Below are 26,346 nucleotides of genomic sequence, written 5' to 3' on the forward strand. Positions count from 1 at the left end.
TTTGGCCACCTCCACACCGACCAACAAACCCACAATCGGCCGTGCCAACCGGCAGCGGCTTGACATAGGAGAAACGCATGACCAACTGGACCGCCGCAGATCTGCCGTCATTCGCGGGGCGCACCGTGATCATCACCGGGGCCAACAGCGGGCTGGGCGCGGTGACCGCCCGCGAGCTGGCGCGGCGAGGCGCCACGCTCGTCATGGCGGTCCGCGACATTCGCAAAGGCGAGAAGGCCGCGCTGCAGATAAGGGGTTCCGATACCAGCCCAGTCGAGGTGCGCTCGCTCGACCTGCAGGATCTGTCGTCGGTGCGCGAATTCGCCGACGGGATCGACAAGGTCGACGTGCTGATCAACAACGCCGGCATTATGGCCGCCCCGTATGCGAAGACCGTCGACGGCTTCGAGAGCCAGATCGGCACCAACCATCTCGGGCATTTCGCGCTCACCAACCTGTTGCTGCCCAAACTCACCGATCGGGTGGTCACCGTGTCGTCGATGGCGCACTGGGCGGGGCGGATCAGCCTCGACGACCTGAACTGGGAGCGGCGGCGGTACTCGCCCTGGCTGGCCTACAGCCAGTCCAAGCTCGCCAACCTGCTGTTCACCAGCGAGCTGCAGCGACGCCTGGGCGCGGCCGGTTCCACGCTGCGCGCGCTGGCCGCCCACCCCGGCTACTCGCACACCAACCTGCAGGGGGCCTCCGGGCGGAAGCTGGGCGACGCGATGATGTCGGCGGTCACCCGGGTGGTGGCCACCGACGCCGACTTCGGCGCTCGGCAGACGCTGTACGCGGCGTCGCAGGACCTGCCGGGCAACACCTTCGTCGGACCGCGGTTCGGCCAGATCGGCCCCACCCAACCGGTTGGACGCAGCCGGCGGGCACGGGACCCGAAAATGGCCGCGGCGCTGTGGGAGCTGTCCGAGCGGCTCACCGGCACCAGCTTTCCGCTCTGAGTCCCACCGGTCCCACCGACCACACTGTCCTCCCGGCCGGGCGGTCGACGATTTGCCCGCCTCCGAGCGACAACCGTCGTGACGCGCAGGCGGCGCACGGCTGGCGTTCGTGGCGCGCGAGTTGTCGCTGTGAGGCGGGCACTTTGACCATCGCCCCGGCCAGGTAAGCGAGTGACGCATGTGACACGAGCCGCCGCCGCAATTTCCGCTCTGAGGTGCGCATGCGCTAACCTGACCGGGCGTCACGGCGAGGGTGGCTGGCCAGTCAGCACCGTTATCGACGGAGACCGACGAACTGTCGCGATCCTGGCCGTGCCCCCACACTCAGGCACTGAGCACACAGGAGCGACACGATGGCCAAGTCCGCAGGCAACCAACTCACCGCCACGGTGCGAACCGAGACCGGCAAGGGCGCGTCCCGCCGAGCCCGCCGCGACGGCAAGATTCCCGCCGTCCTCTACGGCCACGGCGCCGCCCCCCAGCACCTCGAGTTGCCGGGCCACGACTTTGCGGCCGTGCTGCGCCACGCGGGCACCAACGCCGTGCTGACCCTGGACATCGACGGCAAGGAACAGCTGGCGCTGACCAAAGCGCTCGACATCCACCCGATCCGCCGCTCCATCCAGCACGCCGACCTGCTGGTCGTGCGCCGCGGCGAGAAGGTCGTCGTGGAGGTCAGGGTCGTCATCGAGGGCGAGGCCGCACCCGACACGTTCGTCACCCAGGACGCCAACACCATCGAGATCGAAACTGACGCCATGTCGATTCCCGAGCAGTTGACGGTGTCCGTCGAGGACCTAGAGCCGGGCACCCAGATCACGGCCGGGCAGATCACCCTGCCGAAGGGTGTCAACCTGATTTCCGACCCGGAGCTGCTGGTGGTCAATGTGGTCAACGCGCCGACCGCCGAGGATCTCGCGGAAGAGGGTGCCGGCGAGGTCGCCGAGGCCGAAGAGGCCCCCGCGGAAGAGCAAGCCGGCGAAGCCGAGGCCCCCGCGGACGAGTCCGAGTAGGCGGATCGCAACGTGGCCGAGCCGTTGCTGGTGGTCGGCCTGGGCAACCCCGGAGACAACTACGCGCGCACCCGGCACAACCTCGGGTTCATGGTCGCCGACCTGCTCGCCGACCGGCTGGGCTCAAAGTTCAAGGTGCACAAGCGATCCGGCACCGAGGTGGTAAGCGGCCGGTTGGCCGGGCACTCGGTGTTGGTGGCCAAGCCGCGGTGCTACATGAACGAGTCCGGCCGCCAGGTCGGGCCGCTGGCGAAGTTCTACTCGGTGACGCCGGCCGACATCGTCGTCGTCCACGACGACCTCGACCTCGACTTCGGCAGCATCCGGCTCAAGATCGACGGCGGCGAGGGCGGCCACAACGGGCTGCGCTCGGTGGCGTCGGCGCTGGGCACCAAGGAGTTTCAGCGGGTCCGCATCGGCATCGGCCGTCCGCCGGGACGCAAAGACCCGGCGGCGTTCGTGTTGGAGAACTTCTCCGCCGCCGAGCGCGGCGAAGTCCCCACCATTTGCGAGCAGGCCGCGGACGCCACCGAGTTGCTCATCGAACTGGGGCTAGAGGCGGCGCAGAACCGCGTCCACGCCTGGTAAACCGCACACTCGACGCGGCGAAAGTGGGAAGCGCGGTCCCTACGTGACCAGCGTGGCGGAGTGGGACCGGCGCAGCTTGCCCGACGGTGTCTTCGGGATGGTGCCCGGCCCGAGCACCACCACGTTGCGCGGCCGCATGTCGACCTCGGCCACCACCTCGCGAGCGACCTGGTGCTCGATGCGGCGCACCTCGGCCGGGTCCTGCCAGGCGTTGGACTCGACCGCGACGGCGAACGTCTCGCGTGAGTGGCCGGCGTCCAGGCGCACCGCGACGGCGCAACCGGGGCGCACCCCCTCGACGCGGCAGGCGGCCCGCTCGATGTCGGTGGGATAGATGTTGCGGCCCGCCATGATGATGACGTCCTTGACGCGGCCGCACACCACGACGTGGCCGTCCTCGGTGATGTAGCCGAGGTCTCCGGTGTCATACCAGCCGTTCTCGTCCTGCGCCGAGATGAAGCCGCCCATGGTCAGGTAGCCGGGCGTCAGCGACTCCCCGCGCAGCTCGATGACGCCGACGCCGCGTGGCGGCATCACGTCGCCGTTCTCGTCGATGATGCGCGCCTCGAGGTCCTGCAGGAGCGGGCCCAGCGTTGCCAGCCTGCGGGTGTTGCCCTTGGTGGCGGGCACGGCGCGGCGCAGGGCGGCCAGCAGGTCGGCGTCGACCTCGTCGACGACCAGACCGGCGTTGCACTCCGCGAACGACACGGCCAGCGTGGTCTCCGCCATTCCGTAGGCCGGCAGGATCGCGGACGCATTCAATCCGAACGGCTTGCCGGCGTCGAGCAGGTCCTCGACGTCGGCGGGTTCGACGGGCTCGGCACCAGACAGCGCGAAACGCAGGGTGGACAGGTCGAAATCACCGGGCTTGGCGTTACGACGCAGCCGCTTGGCCAGCAGCGCGTAGGCGAAGTTGGGCGCCGCGGTCATGGTGCCCTTGTACTTGTCGATGAGCTTGGCCCACAGCAGCGTGTCGCGCAGGAAGTCCATCGGGGTGACCTTGACCAGTTCGGCACCGAAGTACATCGGGATGGTCAGGAAGCCCACCATGCCCATGTCGTGGAAGCAGGGCAGCCAGCTGACCATGACGTCCCTGTCGACGTTGTACTCGGCGCCGATGAACATCGCCTCGGCGTTGGAGTAGATGTTGCGGTGGGTGATCTGGACGGCTTTGGGAGATCCAGTGGAGCCGCTCGTTAATTGCATCAGCGCCAGATCGTCCTCGCCGACCTCGACGGGGTCGATCGGATCGGACGCCAGCAGGTCGTCGACGGTGAGGACCAGGATGCCCTTCTCCTCGAGCACGGGGATGGCCACCAGGAAGGGCTCGGAAACGATGACGGCCTTGGCCTCGATCATGCCGATGACGTTCATGGTGTCCTCGGCCCACACGGCCAGGTCGGTGCGCGGCGTGGGCTGGTGCAACATCGTCAGGCTGGCCCCACGCATCCAGAGGCCCTGCGCCGTCGGGGCGATCTCCACCGGGAAGCCGGCAAGGACACCGACCGCGTCGCCGAGGCCAATGTCGGCGGCGGCCAGGCCGCCCGCGATGCGACGAGCGCGTTCGTGGACCTCGCCCCAGGTGTGGCGGACCGGTTCGTGGGGTTCACCGGTGACCATGCCCGTCGTCGCGGTGCGGGCATTGCGGTACATCTTCTCGGTAAACCTGCTCACACAAACCTCCTCGGATCCGGCGCTTGCCCCAACGCCCGGAATTTCATATTCCGCCCACTGGGTAACACTTCGCAGCAGGCGCGCAAACACAGTCGGGCAGCGGTTAGGTCTCGAATCGGCGATGAGTCGGCGACCTCGCATTCGACCACTCGATCAGCGCGAATCGGGCCCGAAAAACGCCGGTGGGCCCGAAGCATCAATCGTCCGCCGGAAGCCCCGGCGGACGACGAAGATAAGTGATCTTGCTCAGCGCTACCCGTCACCGCGGATTATCTTAAACTCCTCTTAGGGAACAGCCCAAACGAATGCGCAATTTGGGGGGATTTTCACACTTCGGTGGGGGCCGGCACCACGCGCGCGCCGACCACCGGCCCGCTGGCGACCCGCACGGTGCGGCAGACGCCCGCCCCGGACACCTCGGTGCCCACGTCGACCGCCGATGCGGCCGAGGGGCACAGGAAGGCACAGGTCGGGCCGGAGCCCGACACGATGGCCGCCAGCGCACCGGCCTCCACACCGGCGCGCAGCGTGCGGCGCAGCTTCGGATTCAGACTCACCGCGGCGGCCTGCATCTCGTTGCCCAGCAGCGACGCCAGCTGTTCGGGGTCACCCGCGGCCAAAGCCGCCAACACGGGGCCGGGGCCGCCTAGCCGTGGCGGGTCCCCCGCTTCGCGGAGCCGGTCCAGCTCGGCGAACACCGCCGGAGTGAGCAACTCCCCGTCGGCGAACGCCAGCACCCAGTGGAAGGTGTTGCGGGACAAGACGGTGGCCAGCTCCTCACCGCGGCCGGTGCCCAGTGCGGTGCCGCCGTGCAGCGCGAAGGGGACGTCGCTACCCAGCCGCGCGGCGAGCATGCGCAGGTCGCGGCGGGGCACGTTGAGTTCCCACAACGAGTTCATGGCCACGAGCACGGCCGCCGCATCGGCGCTGCCACCGGCCATCCCGCCGGCCACCGGGATGGATTTGTCGATCATGATCGAGACGTCGGGCGCCCGACCGACGTGTTCGGCCATCAGTTCGGCGGCCTGCCAGGCGAGGTTGCGTTCGTCGGTGGGCAGCTTGTCCGCACCCTCACCAACGAGCTCGAGCGACAGCACGTCGGCGTTGCGGACCGTCACCTCGTCGAGCAGGGAGACGGCCTGAAAAACGGTCGTCAGCTCGTGATAACCGTCCTCGCGTCGGTCGCCGACCGCCAGATACAGGTTGACCTTTCCAGGCACCCGAACGGTGACCGACCCGGTGGGCACCCACTGGGCGGCGGTATTGCCGTCAGACATTGTCAGCCACCGCAGCAGACTATCGCTGCGACCGGCCAACTACACGCAGCGGCGCCGCAGTCAGCTCGGGGAAGGCTGCTGTTCGGCCGCGGGCGGGCTGGCCGCGGCGGGGGTGTCGGCCCGTTCGGCCGAACGCCGCAACAGCCGCACGAAGTCGTCGATGGACAGCGTCTCACCGCGACGGGACGGGTCGATGCTGGCGGCCAACAGCCGGTTCGCCGACTCGTTGCCCGAGCCCGCCCACTCCACGAACGCGTTGCGAACCGTCTTGCGCCGCTGCGCGAACGCGATGTCCACCAACTGGAATACCTGACGGCGGAAGGCTTCGTCGGTGGGCCACTGCGGGGTGGCATAGCGATCGATGCGGACCAGCCCCGAATAGACGCGGGGAATCGGCCAGAAGACGGTCGGCGACACCGTGCCACACCGCCGAACCGCCCCGAAGAAGCGGACTTTGACGCTGGGTATGCCGTACTCCTTGCCGCCCGGCTCGGCGGCGAGACGTTCGGCCACCTCCGCCTGCACCATGACGGTGACGGTCTGAATGGACGGGAACTCCGCGAGCAGGTGCAGCAGCGCGGGCACCGCCACGTTGTAGGGCAGGTTGGCGACGACCGCGTTGGGCTCCGCAGCCAGCTCATCCGGGCGCAGGGTCAAGACGTCGCGGTTGAGCACGGTTAGCCGTTGGATTTCGCTGTGCGAATGCTCGGCGACGGTTTGCGGCAGCCGACCGGCGAGCACCGGGTCGATTTCGACGGCGGTGACGGTGGTGCCGCGGTCGAGCAAGGCCAGCGTCAGTGAGCCCAGGCCGGGTCCCACCTCGAGGACGTGGTCGTACCGACCCACCCCGGAAGTCGAGACGATCCGACGGACCGTATTGGCATCGTGGACGAAATTTTGACCGAGGGATTTCCGTGGCCGAAAGTCAAGTTCTTTGGCAAGCCGCCTGATCTCGGTGCGACCGAGCAGCCGGATGGTCAGTTCGCACCAGCTCTTCCGCTGCACACCGGCCACGCGCCCCAACCCTGGCGCTCCCGGGTCACCTCGGCGACCGCGATCTGCTCTTCTCGAGTTGCCAAATCGGCGCGCGAAGCGAACCGCAGCCCGCCGTTGCGCTCCCAGGTGCCCTGATCGAACTGAACACCGCCGTAGTAGCCGTTGCCGGTGTTGATCGCCCAGTTTCCGCCGGCCTCGCAGCCCGCGATCGCGTCCCAGACGGATCCGTTGCTGACCGGTGGCACGTCGGTGCCGGGCTTGGTGCCCACCCGCACGACGGCCTCCCGGGCCGGGGTGATCACCGTGTTGGCGATCGGCAACCGGCCGGTCTCGACGCCGTTGACCGTGGCCACCGCGAACGTGACGTCCTGGGTGCCCGGGCTGCCCGGGTCTTCGACCACCTGGCGGCTGATGTTCATGTCCGGGTCCTCGACCCGACGGGCGTTCGGCGGCAACGGCATTCGCTCGGTGACCCGCTGAATACGGTTACGGGTGACCTGGATTTCCATGCCGTCGACGATGGGCGAGGCGGCGCTCGGCACCGCCTGATCACCCTCGAGGAGCGGCGCGCCGGCGGCGCTCAGCAGCCCCCCGACGTTCGGTGCCGGCAGGTGGACCGTGCGTGTCGCGCCGCCGTCGTTGATGCGGACCGTCTTCGCGCTGACGACTGGCAGCGCCATGCCCGCCAGCGGGACCCGGCTACCGCGGGAGGCCGCGGCCGGGGCGGTGTCGGTCATGGCGAGTTGGGCCAGCGCCTCGTCGACGGTCGATGCCGTCGTCCACACCTGCTTGGTGTCGTGGCCGTCCAGCGAGATCTGCAACGGGCGGCTGCGGCGCAACACGATGTTGGCGGCGTCGTGCACCTTGACGTCTCCGGCGGGGTACAGGTCGTCACGCTCGTCTACGGCGAAGCCGTTCTCCTGGACGACGTCGATGACCCGCGACTTCATGGTCGTCACCCGCATCGCGATTCCGTCGACGGTCAGCGTCACTGTCTTGCACGCGGAGACCGCAAATCCACCGGCGAACGCCAGGACTACCAGCAACCCTCCGACCACGAGCCGCAACATCGGAGATGGGGTCTGATGAAGTTTTGTTAATACAGTCAACGCGCGTCTATCCCGACCACAGCAAGCACACCCCAACGACCTAATCAGCACCAAGCGACAAATAAGGGCCCGGAGGCCCTACCCTTTCGATCACAAGACGGTAACGAACCGGCCAATGTTGAGCAACTCCGGCGCGACTTTGTTAACGGAACCGCCAGGTTCGGCGAGTTAATCCGGAGCCATTCCGTAGACCCGCCGAGCGTTGCTCGTGGTGGCCTGCGCCAGCTCTTCGGCGGGACGACCAACCAGTTCAGCGACCGCCCGCACAGTATAAGGAAGGCAGTACGGCTCGTTCGGCGACCCGCGGTAGGGATGCGGCGTCAAGAAGGGCGCATCGGTTTCGACGAGTAGCTGTTCCAGCGGTATCAACCGAACGGCTTCCCGCAGCTCGCGCGCATTGCGGAAGCTCGCCGTTCCCGACAGGCTGAGCAACCATCCGGCGTCCACGCAGCGGCGGGCCATCGCGGCATCCGATGAGAAGCAGTGGAAGATCACGGCGTCGGGAGCCCCCTCGGCCGCCAGCACGTCGAGCACCTCGGCGTCGGCCTCCCGGTTGTGGATCATCAGCGGTTTTCCGCACCGCTTGGCCAGGTCGATATGCCACGCGAAGGCTTCCCGCTGCGTGTCCGGCTGCGCGCACCCGTCGAGGCGCCCGGGCCAATACAGGTCCAGGCCGGTCTCACCGACGGCCACCACCCGGGGATGCGCCACCAGTCGCTCGATTTCGGTGCGTGCGTCGTCGTCCAGCGCGTCGGCGCGGGTCGGATGCAGTGCCACCGCGGCATACACCCGCGGATCCCATTCGGCGGCCCGGGTCACCCAGCCCGCCGAATCCAGGTCGTCGGCGATGGTGACCACCGCGCCCACCCCGACCGCCGCGGCGCGGTCCACGATGGCGCGCACGTCCTCGGCGTCCCGCGCACCACAGGCGTCGAGGTGGGTGTGGGCGTCGACCAGGGGGGCCAGCGGTTCGGGCGCGGGCGGCGCTTCGCGTTTACCAGAGCGGTTGGAACTCACGGCCACACAATAGGGTGGACTCTCGATGAGGCCCTATTACGTCACCACCGCGATCGCGTATCCCAACGCTGCGCCGCACGTGGGTCACGCGTACGAATACATCGCCACCGACGCGATCGCCCGCTTCAAGCGGCTGGACGGCTTCGACGTGCGCTTCTTGACCGGAACCGATGAACACGGCCTGAAGGTCGCGCAGGCCGCCGCGGCGGCGGGCGTACCGACCGCACAGCTGGCGCGCCGCAACTCCGACGTGTTTCAGCGCGTGCAGGAGGCGCTGAACGTCTCCTTCGACCGGTTCATCCGCACCACCGACCCCGATCATTACGAGGCGTCCCAGGAGATCTGGAGGCGGATGTCGGCGGCCGGTGACATTTATCTGGACAACTACTCCGGCTGGTACTCGGTGCGCGACGAACGGTTCTTCTTCGAAGCGGAGACTGCGCTCCTCGAGGACGGGACACGGGTGGCGGTCGAGACCGGCGCCGAGGTGACCTGGACCGAGGAGCAGTCCTATTTCTTCCGGCTGTCGGCGTATGCCGACAAGCTGCTGGCCCACTATGAAGCCAACCCCGGCTTCATCGCCCCGGAGGTGCGGCGCAACGAAGTGATCAGCTTCGTGTCGGGGGGCCTGGCAGACATCTCGATCTCGCGCACCTCCTTCGACTGGGGTGTCCCGGTGCCCGACGATCCCAAGCACGTGATGTACGTGTGGGTGGACGCGCTGACCAATTACCTGACGGGGGCCGGTTTCCCGGATACCGAGTCGCCGTTGTACCGCCGCTACTGGCCCGCCGATTTGCACATGATCGGCAAGGACATCATCAGGTTCCATGCGGTCTACTGGCCGGCGTTCTTGATGTCGGCCGGAATCGAGCTGCCGCGAAGGGTTTTCGCGCACGGGTTCTTGCACCACCGGGGCGAGAAGATGAGCAAGTCGCTGGGCAATGTCGTCGACCCGGTGGCGCTGGCGGAGACCTTCGGCGTGGACCAGGTCCGCTACTTCCTGTTGCGGGAGGTGCCCTTCGGCCAGGACGGCAACTACACCGAAGACGCCATCATCACGCGCATCAACACCGACCTGGCCAACGAGCTCGGCAACCTGGCCCAGCGGTCGTTGTCGATGGTGGCCAAGAACCTGGGTGGGGTCGTCCCCGAACCCGGCGAGCTGACCGCGGCGGACGCGGATCTGCTGGCGACGGCCGACGGATTGTTGGAGCGGGTGCGCGCCAGCTTCGACGGGCAGGCCATGCATCTGGCGCTGGAAGCGATCTGGCTGATGCTCGGCGAGGCGAACAAGTACTTCTCGGCCCAACAGCCGTGGGTCTTGCGCAAGAGCGACTCTGAGGCAGACCAAAAGCGCTTCACGACAGTGCTTTACACGACGTGCGAAGCGGTTCGCATTGCGGCGCTGTTGGTTCAGCCGGTGATGCCCGATTCGGCGAGCAAGCTACTCGATCTGCTCGGCCAGACGCCCGAGCAGCGCAGCTTCGACGCCATCGGCACGAGGCTGATGCGCGGCACGGCGCTACCGGCGCCGACCGGCGTCTTCCCGCGCTACCAAGTCGACTAGCCGCTTGCGAGACGAACGCGAACGGTGACGCGGCCGCTGGCGTCTCGGTGAGCGATGGCATGCCCGGTCCGTTCGACGCCATCGAGCGTCAGCGACATCGGGGCGCCATCGCCGACAAAGTTGCGCCACCACGTCTTGGCGTCAGGCATATTCGCGGCGATCTCGATATCGTCGCCGCGGCGGCGGTAGGCCACCGGAATCGAAAAGGTCCGTCCCGAGCGCCGACCCGTGTAGGTGACGAGCGTGATGCTGCGCCGGATGCCTGCGCCGAAGCGCGGCGAGGCCGCTATCGCCGCGACCGGCGTGTTCAAGAGCGGTGCCGCACGCATCAGCAGCCGGCCCACGTTCTTGCCTATGGTCATTGTCCCGATACCCCTTCGGAGTTCAGACCAGCAGCGCCAGGCACAACGCCGTGACTGCCAGGCCCTGCAGGGTGGCCCTGGTGGTGATCACCTTGTCCCAGTTACGTTGCAGCGCTCGAGCATTGGTTGGCAGCCCGGGTCGATCGACTCCCGCGATGAGTTGGTGGTTGATCGGCGCGCTCACTCGCAGGTAGATCAGCAGCCACACCAGCAGCAGGCCGGCGGAGGCGCCGGCCGCGCCGGCTTGCGCCCAGCGGCCGGACGCCGCGGCGAATACCGCGCTGATCGCCGCAGCCGCCAGGCCGAGCACCCCGGGCACCGGCATCCGGCGGTCTCCGTAGCGATGAATGTTGCCCATCACCGCGAGCAGGGCGCGGTCGTCGACGTGGGCCAGCGCGGGCCGTTGCACCATCGCACAGAACACGTCGGTGCCGTAGACCACCGCGGTACCCAGCACCGCGATGACCGCGAACAACGTGGCGATCATGATGCGCACTCCTCGTCTTTGGTGGGTGTTAGCGACGCTAACCCTTGGAAGTGGGGTGTGTCAATAGCAGCGCTAGATCTTATATCGGCGCTAGCATTAACGTATGGCCATCGAAGACCGCCGGGCGCGCGAACGGGCTGCCCGTCGTCGGCTGATCACCGCCACGGCGCGCAAGCTGGCCGAGGAAGAGGGTTGGGACGCCGTCACCACCCGTCGGCTGTCCGCCGAGATCGAATACAGCCAACCGGTGCTCTACAAACACTTCTCGGGCATGGAAGACATCGCCGCGTCGGTCGCAGTCGAGGGATTCGGCGAACTCGCGGACGCGCTCCGCACCGCGCGCGGCGGCGCCACCGACGGCCGGGACGCCCTGGCGCGAGTCGCCCGGGCGTTCATCAAGTTCGCTCGTGACAATCCCGCACTGTTCGATGCGATGTTCACCCGCGCAACGACGCTGCCGTTCGCCGTCGCGGACACCCCCGCCGAGCTGACGGCGGCCTTCGCCGAACTGCGGGCGGCGGTGGACCTGATCGCGGGCGCGCGAGACCCCGACACGCTGACAGAGGTCGTGTGGGCCGCACTGCACGGCCTGGTCACCCTCGACCGCAGCGCCCGGTTACGCCCGGACCATCACGCCGCCCGCCTCGACATCCTGATCAGCGGATTCTGCGGCGCCACCCCACCGACGACGTGAGGCCAGTACGACCGGCTTCCGAGTAAGCGGCATTCCGGGACCGAAATCGAGTGACGGAAACGAACCGAGTTACCAATCCGGCGCCGCATCTGCGCGAAGACCTCGTGTATAGCCTATGTTATGCGCCATAATCAGCCGGTGGAGCGACGACGTAATCGGCACCATGGGGATTCGCCGATGACGACCTTGAAGCAGCTGCCGGCACTGGTCGTGCTCGAGCGGATCCCGATCCCGGTGCTGGCCATCGAGAATGACGGCAGCATCCTGTTTTCCAACGCCGCGTTCGCCGAGATGATGGGTTACGAGCCGGAAGAGGTCTTGTCGCTCCGGTTCCATCAGATCTTCCACAAGGCACCGGCCTCGGATTCGTTGTTATCGGTTGTTCATTCGCTGGCGAACATGGTCGTCGAACTGGCACACAAGGACGGTTCGGTGGTACGGGCCCTGATGAGCAAGTCGGCGGCGATGCGAGCCGACGATCAGTTTGTCCTCGCGGCCTTCCAGGATCTGACCGAGCAGTTATGGAAGGACGACCGCTAGCCGCGCCGTCCCCGGTAGCGGCGCGGCAGGCCGCCGGAGACCATCAGCCGGAAGTGGTCGAAAGACGCATCGCTGGCCACCGCAAGGCGCGGCAGCGCCAGCGGGTCGCAACGACGATCGGCGAGGCCCGCTGTGGTGGACAGCGCCCAGCGGATGCCGCGGCCGCGCAGCACGTCCTTCGCGCGGGTGTCGAAGTCCTGGGGCCGGCCATTGGGATAAGCGAAAATCGTAGCCGCGCATCCGGTCTCGCGTTCGAGCGCCGCGCAGGAATCAGCGATCTCCCGTTCGACCTTGTCGTCGCCGCAACGGGCGAGGATCGGGTGGGTCACCGAGTGCGGATGCAGCGTCACCAGACCGTCGCCGGCCATCCCCCGCGCTTCGTCCCAGGAGAGCATCCGGAACGGACCAACATCGCCGCCGTCACGGTGACCCAGCGCGCCGAGAACCTCGTCCAGGACTGTGATCCGGTCCGCGTCGGCCAAGTCCTTCAACCCTTCGACCGCCGCGGCGTAGGCCTTGGCGCGGTTGGCGATGCCGTCGAGCGAGCGAGTTCCCAGTCCCAGTGCAGCCAGATCGACCTCGGCCGCGGCGGTGCGGGCGATCGCGAGCCAAAGCCGGTCGGGCCACAGGGTTTCGCCGCTGCCCATCGGGCCGGTCGCCAGGAACACCGCCGCGGGCAGTCCCAGCTCGCGCAGCACCGGGACCGCGTGCGTGGCGAGGTTGCGGGTGCCGTCGTCGAACGTGATCGCCATGGCGCGAGGCGGCAACGTCCCCTCGGCAAGTCGATCGAGCGCCTCCTCCAGCGGAAGGATGTTGAAATGCCTGCGGACATATTCCAATTCGCGCCGGTATAGCACCGAGCCGTGCACGTGCCGGCAGACCGGCGACAGCGGTTCGTCTTCGACGCCGTGGAACATCACGATGGCGAGCGTGTCGCGGTGGCGTCGCCGGGCGAATGCCGGCACCCCAGCGACACACAGCAGTGTGGCCACGATGTCCTTGACGCGCGACATCAAGCGCCAAACGCTAGCGGCGCCGCCATGATTCGCGTCTGGTGCGCCACACGATCACCCCTGCGCCGACGATGGCCACAGCGATCCAGCCTGCGCCGAACCACCATAGCCAGCCGAGATCAGAGTGGCTCTGCGATCCCGCGGCCGGACCGGCCGCGGGCGAGTGCTCGACCGTCACCGGGTCCTGTCCTCCCGGCGCGGACACCACCGCGACGCCTTTGAGCCGTTGCCAGCGCTTGTTATCGCCGTTGAGCCATCGGAGCAGCTCGTCGAGCTGTGCGGGCGCCCCGTTGGACGTCGCGACCAGCAGGGATCTGCCTCGGTTGAAAACCGTTTGGAGAGAAGCGAACCGAAGGCTTGGGTCCAGCGCGAGCTTGGTGGGCTTGCCGTCGGATTGGACGGCGTTGACGGTGATCGGGCCGCTGGGCCCCGCGGAGACCGGGAGCGCGACGTTGGAGTGATTCCACCCGTCGGCGGCGATCAATATCGCGGGATCCGACGAGTCGATCGCCTGCTGCACACTCGTGACCGTGGTGTAGATCGGCACGGAGCTTATTCGCTGCAGGCCCACCACGAGGTTGATCGCGCGCACTGTGTCACTCAACGAGTGGGGCTCGATGCCCACCTGCACCCGGGGCATCAATGACTGCGGCATCGATTGAAAGCCGTCCGGCACCGGTGGTGCGGCGGGGCTGCTCTGTATTGTGCTGTCCCCGTTGATGTTCAAATTGAGGAGCTGGTTTCCGGCCCCGGCGGTGTAGAAGTCGCCGCAATGTCCGATGTTGGCCGCGACGTCGAGAACCAGATCAAGGCTGGTGTATCGCTGCAGGAGCCGGTCCGGCACATCGACCCAGCGGTCGATGGTGCCATGGCCGTCGGTCGGCCAGTGGTCGATGGTCTCCGGGCCGATCGTCACGGCAATCTGGCCGCCGATATTCCCCGGCGTCGGGGTGTAAGAGCCCTGGAGATGCACGCGCACGTCGTGCACGGACCGGGTGAACCGGGTCTGGTCCAGTCCGATCGACAGCCGCGGTTGCAGCGACGTGGCGTTGACGACGGGCTGCCCCAGTTCGCGCAACGTAACCGTGTTGCCGGGCTGCTGCAGGCTGGGCTTCAGTTGTTCCACCGCCGCCTTTGAAGACATGGCCAGCTGCGACACGTCGTTGAACAGCACTGCTGTGTTGGATTCGTCGGACTGGCCGAGCGGTCCGGACATCAGTAGCCACGGCACGCCGGAGGCACCCTGGAGGGAAAGCCCGTTGTCGGGACCCTCTTTGACGACGATCTGACGTTCCAGCGATTGCGGCGGTGTGGGGGGCGCCGCCTGTCCTTCGGCCAGTGGGATCACGGCTATCTCGGGGGCCTGCCTGCCATAGTGCGAGGCCGCGGACGCCGCCAGTTGAATCGCCGTGTCGGACTCGTTTGCCGACGGCGATTGCGGCAGAAAGATGGAAAGCTTTCGCAGCACCGGCGGCAGGAAATGGGCAACCGTGGTGGGCGGCAGTTCAACGCCGGTGTAGGTGATCGTCCCGTTGGCCAGGCGCAGCGGGCTCTCCGGGTACAAGCAGTAGCCGTCCAACGGCACCAGGTAGGAACGCAACGTCACCGTCAACCAGTTGTCGTTGACTTCCGCCCCGGCCAGCGGGATGACCATGGGCGTCTGATCGGCGGAGGGCAGATTCAGTCGCGCGATAGTGCGCTCGCCCTGCGTCACGGTGATCAACCCGGACCGCAAATTGATCGGCAGTTCGACGGTGGCGTTCAGCGCTGTCGGTGTCAGCCCGTGCAGCACCGGCACGGTCAGCTGCTGGCTGCTCGTCAAGCCCCAGAACTCAAGGGTGGGAGCGGACCCGATGTCGGTCAGCGACAGGGTCGGCGAGTCCGCCGCCGTAACCGGGTCGCCCGGTGCACCCCACGATGCCGGGGCGCTCATCACTAAGAATCCAGCCACAGCGGCCAGCGCAACCACTTTGCCCAGACGTCTCCGGTACATCACCGGAACAGTATGCATCGTTAAAAGCACATCAAGTCCCAGTTACTGAATCACCGTCTCGACGACCGCGAAAAAGGGTGTGGCACATCCGGCCCGAACTTCGGCAACGCAGAGCTCTAGCCGATCAGGGCTCCGTGGCTGTGTCGGTGCGGGCGGCGATAGCCGGGGCATGGCGCATGACTTCGCGACCCAGGAACTGCCGGAAATAAGGGAGCGACGCTTCCGTGACCGTGCCGGGCAGCAGAAGTTCCAAGATCTGGCGCAGGCGCCCGGCGATGTCGCCGGCGACGGCCCTGTTCGCGTCGTGGCGAGCTATCGCATTGAATACCAACCGCGTTCCGAACATGGCCCCGACGAGGAACTCGGAGAGTACCTCGGGGTCGACGTCCTGCCGAAGGTCTCCCTCGCGGATCGCTCGCCTGGCCTCGTCGGCGATCTTCGCTGCCAGGTCCGCGTAGAAGCTCGCGGCGGCCTCATTCAATCCGCTTAAGGCAGAGGCCAATTGCTCGGCTATCCGAACCGTCTTGTCCGAGTTGAGCACTTCGACGATGGTGAAGGCGCCGTGTAGCAGGTTCTCCAGCCCTGGCGACGACGACCCGCATACGTTCCCGAACGCGGTGAGAAGCGAGTCGGAGCCTTCCGTGAGGATGTCCGACGCCAGTGATTCCTTCGAATCGAAGTGGTGATAGAGGGCGCCCTTGGTCATGCCCGTCCGCTCGATGATCGCCCCCCACCCGGCGGCGGCATACCCGACTTCGCCAAACACCTCGATCGCGGCATCGAGAATCTTGCGCCGAGTGGCTTCGGATCGGACCTGGCGCGACATTGTCCCTGCACCTCCGGAGTCGCGTCGGATGCGCGGAGTCGTTGATCTGGTCTCACATCGAGCGCCAAGACGTCCAAGATTAGCAGCCACGGCCACGGCGAGTGGGCCGTGTGGTCAGCCTCGCTGCTGTTACGGCGAACCTTCGTCAGCCGAACTGGAGTTGACGGCGAGCGCCGCACGCCGCCTTAGGAATTGGCGGAAGTAATCGGTTCGGTCTGGCTGCAGGATCCCGCCCAGGATGAGCATCCAGCATTTCTCCAGGTCGAGCAGGAATCGTTCCGGTTCGTCCAGATTGCTGGTTTTCCGCAGCCCCATATGCAGGGACACCATCAGGCGCCCGACATCGTCGGGATCGCAGTGCCCGTCGATGTCACCCTCGGTGATGGCCTGCTGAACGACGTCGGAAAGGGCTTCCACCCATCCGCCCATCAACGTGTCCTGGACGCCTTCCGTCTGTCCGACCGACTCGATCAGATTCAGGCCGGCCCTGACCAGATCCGTCTTGATGTCTTGAACGGCGATCAGATATGAGAAATCGATGAGCGTCTCCAGGCCCGAAAGCCCCCGCGTCAACAGGTCTCCTACGGCGACGGTCGCCGCGGCGATCTGCTTGTCGATGAGCTCCACCGCCAATGCATGTTTCGACTTGAAGTGGAAATACATCGCGCCTTTGGTCAGCTGAGCCTCGGCGAGAATGTCATCGAGACCGACGTCGTGGTACGGCCGGCGCGCGAACTGATGCGACGCGGCCCGCAGGATTTGCCGCCGCGTCGCGTCGGCGCGTCCATCGGTCGAGTGGGTCGTCATCGGAGTTGCTAGCTCAACTCTCGTGGCCTAAAAGGCGCAGCAGTTGTGCGGAGGCGTGGATTACGCGAGCTGATCTGGTCGGGGTGGTGACCCGGACCCGGTCGATCGCCGTCAGGTTGATGAGCAGGGCATACTCCTCGGTTCTTAGGCGGTCTGAAGCAACACCGACCGGCCACCCCCGGGCAGTACTTGGGCCAGTTCTGAGATTAGCAGCCGCAGGCGCCCGGCTTGACGCTCCCGTAAATACCTGTAGTGCAGATCACACGGTCTTTACAAACTATTAGTATGTTTCATACGCTATTATTCGATTGTCAGTTTGTAGGTTGGAACTGCACAAACCTTAGCTTCGGGCGGGTGAGCAGCCAATACGCCCGATCGCGGGCCACCTGTAGGGCGTTAGGAGAAGGACATGCCGGTCGTGACCACGAGGCCACGTGGGCTGGCAGCGTCAGCAGGTAGAACACCCACGGAGGGACTAAGTACCTTCCCTGTCGCAGGTGAAATACCCTTCGCTAGCAGAACACACTCTGTTCATACTTTAAGTATGTTTAATCGCCGGATGCCGGTGCTGCAGTACGGCGTGGCCGTCGCCGAAGCCGCTCAGGCCGCTCCCCGAGTCAGCGGGCGTTCGCTTGCGGCGACCCCGGCCGCCACGAGAGCCGGGGGCTGAAGTGATCGATTTCGGCGCCTTTCCACCGGAGTTCAACTCCGCACGGATGTATGCCGGCCCTGGTCCCTTCTCGCTGGTAGCCGCCGCGGTGGCCTGGGACGCTCTTGCCGGCGAATTGCATTCCGCGGCAAGTTGTTACCGGTCGGTGATCGCGGGATTGACCAGCGGACGCTGGTTGGGTCCCTCGTCGTTGACCATGGCGTCCGCCTTCGCTCCCTATATGGCGTGGACCGCGGGCGCGGCCGCGCGGGCGGCGGAGGCGGCCGGTCAGGCCAGGCTCGCCGTCGAAATCTACGAAGCCGCCTTCGCGATGACCGTTCCCCCGCCGGCCGTCGCCGCTAACCGGGTCCAGCTCGCGACGCTGATCGCCACCAACTTCTTCGGCCAGAATTCGGCGGCGATCGCGGCCACCGAGGCCGAGTACGGCGAGATGTGGGCGCAGGACGCGGCGGCGATGTATGAGTACGCGGCCGGTTCGGCGGCCGCGTGCGAGGTGACCCCGTTCAGCCCGCCGCCGAACGTCACCGACCCAGCGGGCTTGGCCGGCCAGAGCGGCGCGGTCGCCCAGGCCGAAACGTTGACGGCGACGCATACTTCGCTCTCGAACGTGGTGTCCACGGTGCCCAACACGCTGCAAGGGCTTTCGTCACCGATGACAGCCGGGACCGCCACGCTGACCGACGCCGGTACCGGTGCCGTTACCGGCACCACCACCGCAACCAGCTCGGCCAGTTCGTCGGTGATGGACAGCCTGATGTCCAGTCTGCCCGGCTCGCTTCCCACCTACTTCATGGCGGGAGCGACCCCCTTGTATGGGATGTCATCGGTCCTCGGCATGGCCCAAAGCGCACAGGGCATAGCGAAAGCCGCAGGCGATGCAGCTATGGTGGCGGGCACCGCGGCATCGGGGGCGGCCAGCGCGGCGAGCTCCGGCGCGGGCGCGCTCGGATCGCTCGGATCGGTCGGATCGGGCGTGATCGGCAGCCTGGGCAGCGCGGCCTCGCTCGGCCCGCTCGCGGTGCCGGCGAGCTGGACCAGCGTGATCCCGGCAGCGCAAAGCGCCGCTTCAGCATTGCCGACCATCAGCCTCGCCGGCGCCAACACGCCGCCCAGCATCATGGGGTCGCTGCCGCGCCTGGCCGCCGCGTCGGGCAAAAACCTTGGGCCCCGGTATGGCGTCATCCCGACCGTGATGACCCGCCCGCCGGCGGGTGGATACGCGTAGGCCGTCACATGGGCTACCCGTTACGGAAGGAGCGGTAAGTGAAGTACACGCCAACCCAGGTCGCCGGCGTGACGATCATTGACCTCGAACCGCAACGCGACCACCGTGGCTTCTCTTCCCGATCCTTCTGTGCCGACGAATTCGCCAGTCGTGGGCTGACTTTCGATGTCACCCAGACGAACATCTTCTTCAACTACACCCGCGGGACCGTGCGGGGCCTGCACCATCGGGTGCCGCCATACGCCCAAACCCAGCTGGTCCGCTGCACCCGCGGCGCCATCGCCGCCGTTGCGGTGGACATCCGCCCCGGGTCGCAGACCTACGGCGACCACACGATGGTCGAATTGACTGCGGACAACTACCGGGCGCTGTTCTTGCCGCCGTTTGTCGCCCACGGCTTCCAAACCCTGATCGACAACACCGAAGTCAGCTACCAGGTCAGCGGCGAGCCCGCGCCGTCCGACGAGCAGGGATTCCACTGGAACGACCCCGAATTCGGGATCGTGTGGCCGCTGCCGGTCACGGTCATCTCCGAGCGGGACGCGAGTTGGCCCTCGCGAACGCCGAGCTTCACGCCGATCGAGAGAGCAGCGTCATGTCTAAGCCGTTGATGACCCAGGAATTGGTGGATGTCATGCACGCCGAACCAGGACCGCACAAGCGGAGACCTGCCGGCATGATGTCGTTGCCTCGCCACCAAACCAGCGCTTTACCGGTCACCGCGGCTCCGGCGCCCTCCCCCGCTGGGAATGCCGTCCGGCGCTGGCAGCACCGGTATTCGCACCGTCTGCGCATCAGTGACACCGTGATCGTGTGCGCGTCGGTGCTGCTCGCGCAGTACGTCCGATTCGGCGAAATCGCCAACACCTCGGGTTACTCGGACGTCGGGATGACGATGTTGTCGTTCCTGTTCGCGGCGCTGTGGCTGTCATCGCTGGCGGTATTCCAAACGCGCTCACCGCGAGTCATCGGCGCCGGTATCGACGAGTACCGGCGGATCGGCAGCGCGTCATTCTGGACGTTCGGAATCATCGCGATGGTGACTTTGCTCGCCAAGGTCGACCTGGCCCGCGGCTATCTCGCGATCGCGCTTCCCGTCGGGACCATAGGCCTGCTGGGGAGTCGCAGCCTGTGGCGCAAGCACATCCGCCAGATGCGCGCGAACGGCCAATGCCAGACGGCGGTCCTGGCGATCGGGGACCGACAGGCGGTTTCCCACCTTGCCCACGAACTGGCCCGCAACCCGCTGGACGGCTACGTCGTGGTAGGGATCTGCATTCCGGGATATGGGCCGCCACGCGGCAATACCCTCACCCTCGGGGGCCGCGCGGTGCCAATCCTCGGTGACGTCAGCCACGCGGTGGCCGCCATTCACAGCTGCGGCGCGGACACCGTGGCGGTCACGCAGACGGATCACTTTGGGATGCACGGGATCCGAGAGCTGATGTGGCAGTTGGAGACGATGGACGTCGACGTCGTGGTGTCGCCCGGCGTGATGGACGTCGCGGAAACGCGCTTGACCCTGCGCCCCACCGCGGGCATGCCGTTGCTGCATGTGGAGAAGCCGCAATACGAAGGGACGCAACGCTTTCAAAAGCAGGTCTTCGACTTCCTGTTTTCGCTGCTTGCCCTGATCGGGACGGCGCCCATTCTCATCGCGGCGGCTATCGCCGTCAAGCTCACCAGCAAGGGTCCGGTGTTCTACCCATCCGAACGGATCGGCATCGACGGCAAGCCCTTCAGAATGCTCAAGTTCCGGACCATGGTCGACGGTGCCGACACACAAATCGAGCACCTGTTGGCGCTGAACGAAGGCGCCGGCGGCATGCTGTTCAAGATGCGCCAAGACCCGCGGGTCACTCCCGTCGGCAGGATTCTGCGCAGGTTCAGCATCGACGAGCTGCCACAGTTCATCAACGTGCTCAAGGGCGACATGAGCGTCGTCGGGCCCCGACCCCCGTTGCGGCGGGAAGTCGAAAACTACGACGGTGACGTCAAGCGGCGGCTGCTGGTGAAGCCCGGCGTCAGCGGATTGTGGCAAGTGAGCGGCCGATCGGACCTTTCGTGGGAAGAGTCGGTGCGGTTGGACCTGTCCTATGTCGACAACTGGTCGATGTCGGGTGATCTCATGATCATCGCCAAGACGATTAAGGCCGTTCTCACCAGTCACGGCGCATACTAGGGAGTCATGACTGAGCCGACGACGCCTGGTGCGGTCGTCCCATCGGTGCCGCTCTCGCGGATGGCTCACGCGTTCTCGATCCAACTGATCTGCCGGGCACTGGGAATGCTGGCCTCGGTGGTCGCGGTGGCAATGACCGCGCGCTACCTGGGTCCGGGACGCTACGGCCAGTTCTCCATCGCCGTGCTCTTCATCGCCATGTGGACCAGCCTGGCCGATCTCGGCATCGCCACCGTGATCGTGCGCCGCGTGACCTCCGGCCAGGGCGACCTCGAGCGCCTGGTGCGCGTGAACAGCGGCATGGCCCTGATCTACTGCGTTCCGCTCGCGTTGTTGGCGGCCGGGTCGGGGTTGCTCATCTATCGCGACACCGACGTGCGAGTGATGCTCGTCGTGCTGTCGGGGGCGCTGCTCATGCAGACCATGACGACGCGGTTCGAGCCGGTGTTCCTTGCCACCGTGCGGTTCTCCGCGGTGGCCATCTCCGACGTGGCCGGTCGGCTGGGCGCTTTGGGGATGGTCGCCTTCCTGGTCGCGCAGCGGGCGGACGTCATCTGGTTCGCTGTCGCGCAACTCATTCCGCCTGCCCTGCAGTTGCTGATCCAGGGCGCCGCAGCGATGCGCACCATCTCGGTGCGCCCGGTCTTCGCCCCGCGGGAGGCCGCCGACTTGTTGCGGGAAAGCCTGCCGCTGATGGGGTTTCTGGTCGTCGGGCTCCTGTACTGCCGTGCCGACGGGGTGATCCTGTCTCTGCTGAGCACCCACGCCGAGGTGGGCGTGTACGGATTGGCCTTCACGATCGCGTTCAACACCATCGTGGTGTCGCTGGTCTTCCTCAAGTCGACGCTGTCGACGGCCACCGAACTGTTCGCGCGTGACGTCGCCGCGTTCGCCGGCTTCCTGCGCCGCAGCGTGGAGCTGATGTACTTCGTGGCGGTCCCGGTCGCGGTCGTCGGCGTACTGTTGGCCGGACCGTTGATCGCGTTATTCGGTGACAAGGCGTTCGTCGCCCGCGGGACGCCCACGCTGGCGTTGCTGTTCGTCGCGGCGGCACTGCGGTTCGTCAGCGGCACCCTGGGCCAGGGCTTGGTCGCCAGCCATCACCAGCGGACCTTGCTCTGGCTGACGGTTGCCACCCTAGGGCTCAACGTCGCGCTCAATGTCGCCCTCGCCGGGCGGTACGGCGCCGTCGGCCCCGGCGTCGCGCTGGTGTGCACGGAGTTCTTCAACATGGTGTTCAGCAGCTGGTGGCTGCGCCGGCACTGCGGTTACCGTACGCCGGTGATGTTCTTGCTGCGGGTGCTGATACCGACGGGAGCGAGTGTCGCAGTGACACTGCTGCTCTGGGGTCACCACGTGGTTCTCGTTCTGGCGCTCGCCGCCGCCGCCTATCTGGCCACGAGCGCGGCGGTGGGCCCGCTGCGTTGGTCGGACTTGGCCTCCTTGCGCCGAGATCAGCTGGCGGCATGAAGCGGGAGCTGGATCGGCAGTATCTCAAGGGCCCGGTCGGCGGCACGACCGCACTGCCGCCCAAGCGGTCGCTTGCGGTGCTGATCGTCGCCGACAGCGACCGCGACACGCTCGAGACGTGCCTGAACGGCGTCGCCGAGCGGCTGCCCGAGCTGCCGGTCTACGTCTACGCATACAGCGACTGCCCGGACCTCGCCTCCCGGCACCCGGGGGTCCACTGGGCGTCAGGGGCGGCGGAAGTTGGCTTCGCCGAGGCCTTTAACGCGCTGGCGGAGCACGCCCCGAGCGACGCCGATCTGCTGCTGCTCGACGTCGGAGCCCGCGTGCTGGGACCGTTGACCCGCACCCGCGAGTTGCTGCGCCAGCCCGGGGTGGCCGCGGTTTCGCCGATGGCGCGGGACGACACCGCACCCGGCTGGGCGCCGTGGGACATCGCGACCCGACGCCGGACCCTGGTTCGCGAGCTGGCCGCGGGTTCCCCTTGCGCGCGACGCGGCTCGCCGATCACACGCCTCTACGCCCGCCGGCCAGCCGAATCCCGCGGCATCGACGGCGATTTGGACGCCACCTGCCTGGCGATCAACCGCGCGGCGTGGAACACCATCGGTGGCTTCGACGAAGAGTTTCTCCGCTTCGGCGCGGCCGCCGACTGGCAGGCCCGGGCCCGTGCGGCGGGCTGGCGGATGCTGCTGGCCGACGAACTCGGCGTCGACCGCGCCCTCGTCCGAGCCGACGAGGACACCCCCGCCGAACGCCGCATGCGCGACCTGGCGCGAGCCAACACCGCGCTGCTGCTCGAGCACCAACGCAGCGTGCACCACGCCGACGTGTATCTGGCCGGCACCACGATGCTCGGGCGGTTCCAGCGATCGCCGCGGACCGCTCACGTCGGCCGGCGCGCGGACCTGCCCGCCATCGTGATCACCACCAACCGCCTGGTCTACGGTGGCGCCGAGCGGCAAAAGGCTTTGCTGGCAACCGAATTGGATCGTCGCGGCTATTCGGTCACCATTGTCTGCGTGCAACGGTTCGGTCCGATGATCTCCGAGATTCCGGACACCGTGCGCGTGGTGCGCCAGCCCTGGTGGGCGCCGGTCGTCGACATCCCCGAGGGTCCCGCGGTGCTCATCACCGCCGACACCAACACGGAGGCGGGATTCGCCACGTTGTGGCGTGCGGCCGCGGCCGGCCGACGCTGGTTGGTCGCTCCGCATGTGCCCCCCGAGGAGGACCGGCCCATCTACTCACGGCCGCTGACCGCCGCCATGCGGCGCGCCGACGGTTTCATCGTTCTGGCGCAACGGCATTGGGACATGCTGGTCGCCCAGCATCGGCTCTGGGGGCGGCGGTTCGTCGCGCCCAATGGCGTTGCCCTCGCCGGCGACCCGGCCCCTCGGAGCCGGACCGCCGGTGAGCCGCTGCACCTGGTCATGCTGTCGCGCATCGTCGAGCACAAGAACCCGCACCTGCTGATCGAGGCGCTCGGCGACCTCCCCGACATGCCCTGGCGGCTCTCGATTTTCGGTGACGGCCCGGATCGCGAGAGGCTGCAGGCACGTACGCCAGCGGGCTTGCGCGATCGGGTGCAGTGGCGGGGCCGGTCGGCCGGCCCCGGGCCCGCGTTCGCGGACGCGGACCTGCTGTGTGTCCCGAGCCGGTCCGAGGCGTTCCCGCTGGTGATTCTCGAGGCGATGGCTCGGGCGGTTCCCGTTGCGGCGTCGGCGGTTTGCGCGGTACCGGAAATGCTCGACTTCGGCAGGGCCGGGTTCCTGGTCGAGCCCGTATCGGTGTCGGGATGGCGGGAAAGCCTGGCCCGGATCTTGGCGGACCCGGACGCGCTACCGTCGGTCGGACGTCGCGGCTTCGAGCGGATGCGCAAGCACTACACCGTCGAGGCGATGACCGACGCCTATCTCGACGCGATCAACGCGGTGCTGTGAAAGCGCTTCGGTGACGACGACTTTCGGGGCGCGACGTTACCGCTCGTCGGGATGCTGCCGGAGGATCTTCGCCACCGTGCGGGGGGACGTCTTGTGCTGCCCGAACCCGCCGTAGAGGAAGTACCTGGGCTCCACGTAGATCTGCCCGATGTCCGTCGGCACGTCCGCGAAGTACTCGGACAGGGCGGTGTCGATAAAGAACGCGTCGGAACCCGAGTGGGAGTTGCAGCACACCAGGCGGTAGTCGAAGCGGGCGAACAGCGCGGCATAACTGCTCAGCGAGGCCCCGAAGTAGTCGTCGGACTGCCACACATGATCGGGGTCGTAGGCGATCTGGAACTTCACCGGCGGCGGGAACTTGCCGTTGTATTCGACGATGAACAGCTTGGGACGGATGCCGTCGGCCAGGATTTTCTCGACAAGGTAGATGTCGTTGCCATCCAGATCGAGGGAGATCACGTCCATCTGTGTGGCGTCGATCCTCCGCAGACAGGACCGGCTCAGCGCAAGGATGTTGTCCGCGGTTATCCACGCCTTCTCGTAGGTGAACCGGGGGTGGTCCTCGACGGCGACAGCCAGGTCCTGTCCCCCGACCCAGAAGCCCTTCCAGCCCAGGGCGGCAAGGATCAGGGTGTTGTTCTCCGTCCCGTCGCCAACCCCGAACTCGGCGAACACTCCGCCCTCGAGCCGGCCGATCCGGCGCAGGATCTCCAGCGTTATCCCGTCCTCGTCGGTGGCCGAAAAGCACTTCTTGCCCGCGCGGTTGAGCGGGTTGGGATGGTTCACCTTCAGCGACTGGGAATGATCGAAGAGGATCAGATCCTTGAGCTGGTCCCGCGTTTCACTGCCGAGAATGCGCCGGATCTTCTGCCGGAGCGATTCTTTCGGCGGCGGTGTAGCACTTCTGGCCATTGAAAACAAAGCTATCACGGCAATACGCGAGCATCCCCTGCGTTCGATGAATAGCGGTGGTACACAACGTCGGTCCGCGCCGAAATTCGGGGCTGTTTCGCTTGCCCATAGCATTGAACGTGCCGTAGGTTCTCCATTGTCCCTCGGGTGTCTGCTCAAGGCGCGGGACATGCTCGGGAGGGTTTGATAGGCGTGCTGTGCCGCATCTGCAGTTCCCGCACCAGTCTGGCGTTCACGCACAAAGTTCTCGCCAGATACGACTGCAAGTACTACTTCTGCGACAACTGCGGCGGCCTGCAAACCGAAGAGCCGTATTGGCTGGATGAGGCCTATGCGAGCCCCATCGCGGCGGCGGACACCACCATGCTGTGGCGCAATCAGTACCTCGCGCGGGCGATGTCGGTGCTGCTGTACTTCTTGTTCGATCGCCGCGGCCGGTTCCTCGACGCGGCCGGGGGTTACGGTGTTTTCACCCGCCTCATGCGGGACATCGGCTTCGACTACTACTGGACCGACAAGCACTCGCCCAACCTGACCGCGCAAGGCTTCGAGGCGGACGCGGGCCCCGGACCGCCGTACACGGCCGTCACCGCCTTCGAAGTGATGGAGCATCTCACCGACCCGGTCGGATTCGTTGCCGAACTGCTGGAGACCACCGGCACCGACACGATCGTTTTCACGACCGAAGTGTTTGACGGCGGGCCCCCGCCTCCCGAGGAATGGATGTATTACGCCTTTGCCACCGGCCAGCACATCACCTTCTATCAGAAGTCGACTTTGGAGTTCATCGGAAAGCAATTCGGCATGCAGTTCCACACCTCCAAGACACGGTGGTGGCAGCTCGGGGGCATGGGTCTGCACATCTGGACACGGGCGAAAATCAATCCGCTGGCCTGGCGACTGCTCGCCTCGCCGCGCATCACCAGCCTTCTGGAGGGCTTCCCACGACGCGCGCTTCAGACACGGATGTGGACCGACGCCGACGTCTTCCTACAGGCCGACAAAGAGCAATGAAATCGCCG

At 66.7% G+C, this 26,346-nt stretch carries 25 protein-coding genes; 13 read left to right on the forward strand and 12 right to left on the reverse strand.

From position 1 onward, the window contains the following. Window positions 1–77: 77 nt before the first annotated feature. From AWC17_RS25890 to pth, 3 genes are all read left to right on the forward strand, one after another. Complete coding sequence (locus AWC17_RS25890; RefSeq protein ID WP_046184027.1) at window positions 78–959, forward strand: oxidoreductase; 882 nt, start codon at window positions 78–80, stop codon at window positions 957–959. A gap of 353 nt (window positions 960–1,312) precedes the next feature. Further along, window positions 1,313–1,972 carry a 50S ribosomal protein L25/general stress protein Ctc gene (locus AWC17_RS25895; RefSeq protein ID WP_046184026.1) on the forward strand — a complete coding sequence of 220 codons (660 nt, stop codon included), beginning with the start codon at window positions 1,313–1,315 and terminating at the stop codon, window positions 1,970–1,972. A gap of 12 nt (window positions 1,973–1,984) precedes the next feature. Next, window positions 1,985–2,560, forward strand: a complete 576-nt coding sequence (gene pth / locus AWC17_RS25900; RefSeq protein ID WP_046184025.1) for an aminoacyl-tRNA hydrolase — start codon at window positions 1,985–1,987, stop codon at window positions 2,558–2,560. A gap of 39 nt (window positions 2,561–2,599) precedes the next feature. Here the strand turns inward: pth and AWC17_RS25905 are convergent, their stop codons facing one another. The 5 genes from AWC17_RS25905 to AWC17_RS25930 form a co-directional block, all read right to left on the reverse strand. Next, window positions 2,600–4,234 (reverse strand): fatty acyl-AMP ligase, encoded by a 1,635-nt coding sequence (locus tag AWC17_RS25905; protein ID WP_046184029.1) that lies wholly within the window; start codon window positions 4,232–4,234, stop codon window positions 2,600–2,602. A gap of 326 nt (window positions 4,235–4,560) precedes the next feature. Beyond that, a complete protein-coding gene (locus AWC17_RS25915; protein ID WP_197083411.1) occupies window positions 4,561–5,517 on the reverse strand; it encodes a 4-(cytidine 5'-diphospho)-2-C-methyl-D-erythritol kinase in 957 nt (318 codons plus the stop codon). 54 nt (window positions 5,518–5,571) lie between these two features. After that, entirely contained in the window at window positions 5,572–6,525 is a 954-nt protein-coding gene (rsmA, locus tag AWC17_RS25920) for a 16S rRNA (adenine(1518)-N(6)/adenine(1519)-N(6))-dimethyltransferase RsmA (RefSeq protein ID WP_046184023.1), read from the reverse strand. Beyond that, window positions 6,489–7,616, reverse strand: coding sequence for a resuscitation-promoting factor (locus AWC17_RS25925; RefSeq protein WP_197083410.1), 1,128 nt, complete (start codon window positions 7,614–7,616; stop codon window positions 6,489–6,491). The genes rsmA and AWC17_RS25925 overlap by 37 nt, the downstream gene beginning before the upstream one ends. A 168-nt stretch (window positions 7,617–7,784) precedes the next feature. Continuing rightward, entirely contained in the window at window positions 7,785–8,639 is an 855-nt protein-coding gene (locus AWC17_RS25930) for a TatD family hydrolase (protein ID WP_046184021.1), read from the reverse strand. 19 nt (window positions 8,640–8,658) lie between these two features. Here AWC17_RS25930 and metG point away from each other — a divergent pair, with 19 nt between their 5' ends. Further along, window positions 8,659–10,203: a methionine--tRNA ligase gene (gene metG, locus AWC17_RS25935; RefSeq protein WP_046184020.1), complete on the forward strand. Its 1,545-nt coding sequence runs from the start codon at window positions 8,659–8,661 to the stop codon at window positions 10,201–10,203. On the opposite strand, the gene AWC17_RS25940 is transcribed toward metG, so the two are convergent. Together AWC17_RS25940 and AWC17_RS25945 are read right to left on the reverse strand one after the other, a co-directional pair. Continuing rightward, entirely contained in the window at window positions 10,200–10,565 is a 366-nt protein-coding gene (locus tag AWC17_RS25940) for a PNPOx family protein (RefSeq protein ID WP_046184019.1), read from the reverse strand. The two genes, metG and AWC17_RS25940, sit on opposite strands and share 4 nt — an antisense overlap. A 22-nt stretch (window positions 10,566–10,587) precedes the next feature. Next, window positions 10,588–11,061: a DUF1772 domain-containing protein gene (locus tag AWC17_RS25945; protein ID WP_082123019.1), complete on the reverse strand. Its 474-nt coding sequence runs from the start codon at window positions 11,059–11,061 to the stop codon at window positions 10,588–10,590. A gap of 94 nt (window positions 11,062–11,155) precedes the next feature. On the opposite strand from AWC17_RS25945, the gene AWC17_RS25950 reads away from it, so the two are divergent. Further along, window positions 11,156–11,746, forward strand: coding sequence for a TetR/AcrR family transcriptional regulator (locus AWC17_RS25950; RefSeq protein ID WP_046184018.1), 591 nt, complete (start codon window positions 11,156–11,158; stop codon window positions 11,744–11,746). Window positions 11,747–11,923: 177 nt separating this feature from the next. Continuing rightward, window positions 11,924–12,286 carry a PAS domain S-box protein gene (locus AWC17_RS25955; RefSeq protein WP_046184017.1) on the forward strand — a complete coding sequence of 121 codons (363 nt, stop codon included), beginning with the start codon at window positions 11,924–11,926 and terminating at the stop codon, window positions 12,284–12,286. Here AWC17_RS25955 and AWC17_RS25960 read toward each other — a convergent pair. From AWC17_RS25960 to AWC17_RS25975, 4 genes are all read right to left on the reverse strand, one after another. Continuing rightward, the gene (locus AWC17_RS25960) at window positions 12,283–13,299 is read right to left on the reverse strand and encodes a polysaccharide deacetylase family protein (RefSeq protein ID WP_046184016.1); all 1,017 of its coding nucleotides are present in this window, start codon (window positions 13,297–13,299) and stop codon (window positions 12,283–12,285) included. The genes AWC17_RS25955 and AWC17_RS25960 overlap by 4 nt on opposite strands. A 13-nt stretch (window positions 13,300–13,312) precedes the next feature. Continuing rightward, complete coding sequence (locus AWC17_RS25965; RefSeq protein ID WP_046184015.1) at window positions 13,313–15,310, reverse strand: hypothetical protein; 1,998 nt, start codon at window positions 15,308–15,310, stop codon at window positions 13,313–13,315. 106 nt (window positions 15,311–15,416) lie between these two features. Continuing rightward, entirely contained in the window at window positions 15,417–16,118 is a 702-nt protein-coding gene (locus AWC17_RS25970) for a TetR/AcrR family transcriptional regulator (protein WP_046184014.1), read from the reverse strand. Between the two features lie 129 nt (window positions 16,119–16,247). Then, window positions 16,248–16,925, reverse strand: coding sequence for a TetR/AcrR family transcriptional regulator (locus AWC17_RS25975; protein WP_046184013.1), 678 nt, complete (start codon window positions 16,923–16,925; stop codon window positions 16,248–16,250). 544 nt (window positions 16,926–17,469) lie between these two features. On the opposite strand from AWC17_RS25975, the gene AWC17_RS33930 reads away from it, so the two are divergent. From AWC17_RS33930 to AWC17_RS26000, 6 genes are read left to right on the forward strand one after another with little or no spacing between them, the layout of a single operon-like run. Next, a complete protein-coding gene (locus AWC17_RS33930) occupies window positions 17,470–17,595 on the forward strand; it encodes a hypothetical protein (RefSeq protein WP_264055722.1) in 126 nt (41 codons plus the stop codon). 1 nt (window position 17,596) lies between these two features. Further along, window positions 17,597–18,820, forward strand: coding sequence for a PPE family protein (locus tag AWC17_RS25980; protein ID WP_047323796.1), 1,224 nt, complete (start codon window positions 17,597–17,599; stop codon window positions 18,818–18,820). Between the two features lie 38 nt (window positions 18,821–18,858). Next, complete coding sequence (locus AWC17_RS25985) at window positions 18,859–19,431, forward strand: dTDP-4-dehydrorhamnose 3,5-epimerase family protein (RefSeq protein ID WP_046186297.1); 573 nt, start codon at window positions 18,859–18,861, stop codon at window positions 19,429–19,431. Further along, window positions 19,431–21,002, forward strand: a complete 1,572-nt coding sequence (locus tag AWC17_RS25990; protein ID WP_372517380.1) for a sugar transferase — start codon at window positions 19,431–19,433, stop codon at window positions 21,000–21,002. The genes AWC17_RS25985 and AWC17_RS25990 overlap by 1 nt, the downstream gene beginning before the upstream one ends. A 6-nt stretch (window positions 21,003–21,008) precedes the next feature. Next, window positions 21,009–22,472: an oligosaccharide flippase family protein gene (locus AWC17_RS25995; RefSeq protein ID WP_046186299.1), complete on the forward strand. Its 1,464-nt coding sequence runs from the start codon at window positions 21,009–21,011 to the stop codon at window positions 22,470–22,472. Next, a complete protein-coding gene (locus tag AWC17_RS26000) occupies window positions 22,469–24,412 on the forward strand; it encodes a glycosyltransferase (RefSeq protein WP_047323794.1) in 1,944 nt (647 codons plus the stop codon). Before AWC17_RS25995 ends, AWC17_RS26000 begins: the two co-directional genes overlap by 4 nt. A 36-nt stretch (window positions 24,413–24,448) precedes the next feature. Here AWC17_RS26000 and AWC17_RS26005 read toward each other — a convergent pair whose 3' ends face one another. Beyond that, entirely contained in the window at window positions 24,449–25,324 is an 876-nt protein-coding gene (locus AWC17_RS26005; protein WP_046185469.1) for a hypothetical protein, read from the reverse strand. 147 nt (window positions 25,325–25,471) lie between these two features. Between AWC17_RS26005 and AWC17_RS26010 the strand changes: the two genes are divergently transcribed. Beyond that, entirely contained in the window at window positions 25,472–26,338 is an 867-nt protein-coding gene (locus AWC17_RS26010) for a methyltransferase domain-containing protein (RefSeq protein ID WP_141224799.1), read from the forward strand. Window positions 26,339–26,346 lie beyond the last annotated feature (8 nt).

The sequence above is a fragment of the Mycobacterium nebraskense genome (assembly GCF_002102255.1).
Lineage (GTDB): Bacteria > Actinomycetota > Actinomycetes > Mycobacteriales > Mycobacteriaceae > Mycobacterium > Mycobacterium nebraskense.

Bases quoted from the DNA above. Each gene is read 5' to 3' on its own strand.
- AWC17_RS25940 (WP_046184019.1), bottom strand. From the start codon at position 10,565: ATGACCATAGGCAAGAACGTGGGCCGGCTGCTGATGCGTGCGGCACCG.
- AWC17_RS25965 (WP_046184015.1), bottom strand. From the start codon at position 15,310: ATGCATACTGTTCCGGTGATGTACCGGAGACGTCTGGGCAAAGTGGTT.
- AWC17_RS25895 (WP_046184026.1), top strand. From the start codon at position 1,313: ATGGCCAAGTCCGCAGGCAACCAACTCACCGCCACGGTGCGAACCGAG.
- AWC17_RS33930 (WP_264055722.1), top strand. From the start codon at position 17,470: ATGTTTAATCGCCGGATGCCGGTGCTGCAGTACGGCGTGGCCGTCGCC.
- AWC17_RS25995 (WP_046186299.1), top strand. From the start codon at position 21,009: ATGACTGAGCCGACGACGCCTGGTGCGGTCGTCCCATCGGTGCCGCTC.
- AWC17_RS26000 (WP_047323794.1), top strand. From the start codon at position 22,469: ATGAAGCGGGAGCTGGATCGGCAGTATCTCAAGGGCCCGGTCGGCGGC.
- metG (WP_046184020.1), top strand. From the start codon at position 8,659: ATGAGGCCCTATTACGTCACCACCGCGATCGCGTATCCCAACGCTGCG.
- AWC17_RS25955 (WP_046184017.1), top strand. From the start codon at position 11,924: ATGACGACCTTGAAGCAGCTGCCGGCACTGGTCGTGCTCGAGCGGATC.
- AWC17_RS25970 (WP_046184014.1), bottom strand. From the start codon at position 16,118: ATGTCGCGCCAGGTCCGATCCGAAGCCACTCGGCGCAAGATTCTCGAT.
- AWC17_RS26005 (WP_046185469.1), bottom strand. From the start codon at position 25,324: ATGGCCAGAAGTGCTACACCGCCGCCGAAAGAATCGCTCCGGCAGAAG.
- AWC17_RS25890 (WP_046184027.1), top strand. From the start codon at position 78: ATGACCAACTGGACCGCCGCAGATCTGCCGTCATTCGCGGGGCGCACC.
- AWC17_RS25990 (WP_372517380.1), top strand. From the start codon at position 19,431: ATGACCCAGGAATTGGTGGATGTCATGCACGCCGAACCAGGACCGCAC.
- AWC17_RS25960 (WP_046184016.1), bottom strand. From the start codon at position 13,299: ATGTCGCGCGTCAAGGACATCGTGGCCACACTGCTGTGTGTCGCTGGG.
- AWC17_RS25950 (WP_046184018.1), top strand. From the start codon at position 11,156: ATGGCCATCGAAGACCGCCGGGCGCGCGAACGGGCTGCCCGTCGTCGG.
- AWC17_RS25975 (WP_046184013.1), bottom strand. From the start codon at position 16,925: ATGACGACCCACTCGACCGATGGACGCGCCGACGCGACGCGGCGGCAA.